The sequence below is a fragment of the Streptomyces sp. NPDC045899 genome (assembly GCF_056431485.1).
Genome location: NZ_JBWKKP010000074.1, coordinates 1 through 2,934, shown reverse-complemented (window position 1 = coordinate 2,934; position 2,934 = coordinate 1). Strand labels below are relative to the sequence as shown.

Here is a 2,934-nt window from a genome sequence, read left to right as displayed (position 1 = left end):
GGACTGGCGGGCGGTGCTGTCGGGTCTGGGTGGTTCGGTGGTGGGGTTGCCGACGTACGCGTTCCAGCGGCAGCGGTACTGGCTGGAGGGTTCCGCGCAGCCGGTGACCACCGACGGCGACCCCGCCGACACCGAATTCTGGGACACCGTCGAGCGCGGCGACCTCGAGGCCCTCGCCACCGAACTGGACCTCGAAGCCGAGGAATCGTCGCTGGCCATGGTGGTGCCCGCGCTCGCCACCTGGCGCCGGGCCCGTCGTGACCGGGCCGCCCAGGATGCCCTGCGCTACCACATCACCTGGAAACCGCTCGGTGACACGGCCGCCACCTCGCGCACCTCCGTCGCGGCCGGAGCCGCCTGGCTCATCGCCGTCCCGGCCGGAGCCCCTGAGGGCGAGCGCATCGCCGAGGCGCTGCGGACCCACGGCGCCGCCGCCCGGGTGCTGGAGCTGACCGGGGCCGACGCCGTCCGCGGCACACTCGCCCGGCGCCTGTCCGAGGAGACGGCGGACACGCCACCGACCGGTGTGCTGTCCCTCCTGGCCCTCGACGAGGAGCCGTACGGAACGGACACCGCGCAGCCGACCGGGCTCGCCCTCAACCTCGCGCTGCTCCAGGCCCTGGGCGACACCGGCACCGACGTCCCGCTCTGGTACGCCACCCGCGGTGCGGTCTCCGTCGGCGGCGCCGATCCGCTGGCACACCCCCTCCAGGCCCTCACCTGGGGGCTGGGCCGGATCGCCGCCGTGGAGTACCCCAAGCGGTGGGGCGGGCTGCTCGACCTGCCCGCCACCCTCGACGACCGCGCCGTCACCCGGCTGTGCGGGGTGCTCACGGGCGCGCCGGAGGGCGAGGACCAGATGGCCGTCCGCGACTCCGGGATCTACGGACGCCGACTCGTCCACGCCCCCGCTGCACCCACCGCCACCACCCGCCGGTGGCAGCCGCGCGGCACCGTCCTGGTCACCGGGGGCACCGGCGGTCTGGGCGCCCATGTGGCGCGCTGGCTGGCGCGCGCCGGCGCCGCGCATCTGGTGCTCACCAGCCGTCGCGGGCCGGACGCCCCCGGATCCGGTGAACTCGCCGACGAGCTGCGGGCGTCGGGCGTCCGCGTGACCGTGGCGGCGTGCGACGTGGCCGACCGCGACGCGCTGACGGCGCTGCTCGCCGGGCTCGACGACGACGAGGCCCCGCTCGACGCCGTCGTGCACACCGCGGGCGTCCTGGACGACGGGGTGCTCGACACCCTCACCCCGGAGCGCGCCGACGGTGTGCTGCGCCCCAAGGTGGACGCGGCCCTGCATCTGCACGAACTGACCCGGGACCGCGAGCTGTCCGCCTTCGTGCTCTTCTCTTCCTTCGCGGGCACGCTCGGCGGCCCCGGACAGGGCAGCTACGCGGCCGCCAACGCCTTCCTCGACGCCCTCGCGCAGCGGCGCCGTGCCCAGGGACTCCCCGCGACCTCCGTCGCGTGGGGCCCGTGGTCCGGCGGTGGTCTGGTCGACGAGGCCGTCGAGGCCCGGCTGCACGCCACCGGTATGCCCGCGATGGCACCGGAACCGGCCATCGGCGCGCTGCAGCGCGCCCTCGACGTGTCCGACACCTATGTGGCCGTGGCCGATATCGCCTGGGACCGGCTCATCGCGGCCACCCCCGCGTCCGCGGACACCGCCGTCCTCCGCGAACTCCCCGAGGCACGGCGGACATCGGAGCCGGGAGCACCGGACTCCGGCGCGGGTGACGCGGCCACCCCCCTCGCCCAGCGGCTCGCCGGACTGTCGCCCCAGGAGGCCGAAGCGACCCTCACCGACCTCGTCAGCACCGAGGTGGCCGCCGCGCTCGGCTACCCGGACACCTCGGCCGTCGAGGCGGGGCGTGCCTTCCGCGAGCTCGGGTTCGACTCCCTGACCGCGGTCGACCTGCGCAACCGGCTGGGCACCGCCACGGGGCTGCGGCTGCCGGTCACGCTCGTCTTCGACTATCCGAACGTCACCACCCTGACGCGGTTCCTGCTCACGGAGACCGGCGCCACCGGGACGGACGAGGCCGACACCCCGGCGGGTACGGCGGCGGTGGGCACGGCGACGGACGACGACCCGATCGCGATCGTGGCGATGAGCTGCCGGCTGCCCGGCGGTGTCCGCACCCCCGAGGAGCTGTGGCAGCTGCTCATGGACGGCCGTGACGCGATCGGGGACTTCCCCACGGACCGCGGCTGGGACATCGACGGCCACTTCGACACCGACCCCGACCGGCCCGGCACCTTCTACGCCACCGGCGGCGGTTTCCTGTACGACGCCGACCACTTCGACCCCGAGTTCTTCGGGATCTCCCCGCGTGAGGCCCTGGCCATCGACCCGCAGCAGCGGCTGCTGCTCGAGACGACCTGGGAAGTCTTCGAACGGGCCGGGATCGACCCCGGCACGGTGAAGGGCAGCCGCGCCGGGGTGTTCATCGGTGCGAGCTACAACGACTACGGATCGCGGTTCCAGCGCGCTCCCGAGGAGTTCGAGGGGTACCTCGCCACCGGCAGCGCGAGCAGTGTGGCCTCCGGCCGTATCTCGTACGTCTTCGGTCTCGAGGGCCCGGCCGTCACCGTGGACACCGCCTGCTCGTCGTCGCTGGTCGCCATCCACCAGGCGGCACAGGCGCTGCGGCAGGGCGAGTGCAGCATGGCGCTCGCGGGCGGTGTGGTGGTGATGTCCACCCTGGACACCTTCATCGAGTTCAGCCGTCAGCGGGCCATGGCTCCGGACGGCCGCTGCAAGGCGTTCTCGGCGGACGCCGACGGCGCCGGGTGGGCCGAGGGCGTCGGGATGCTGCTGCTGGAGCGGCTGTCGGACGCACGGGCCAACGGCCATCCGGTACTGGCCCTGGTGCGTGGCTCGGCTGTCAACCAGGACGGTGCGAGTAACGGTCTCACCGCGCCCAATGG

1 protein-coding gene is annotated in these 2,934 nt (G+C 74.3%); it reads left to right on the top strand.

The window, feature by feature from the left end:
* Positions 1–2,934 (top strand): SDR family NAD(P)-dependent oxidoreductase (locus AC07FT_RS36380; protein WP_479180448.1); only part of this gene is annotated, 2,934 nt, incomplete at both ends.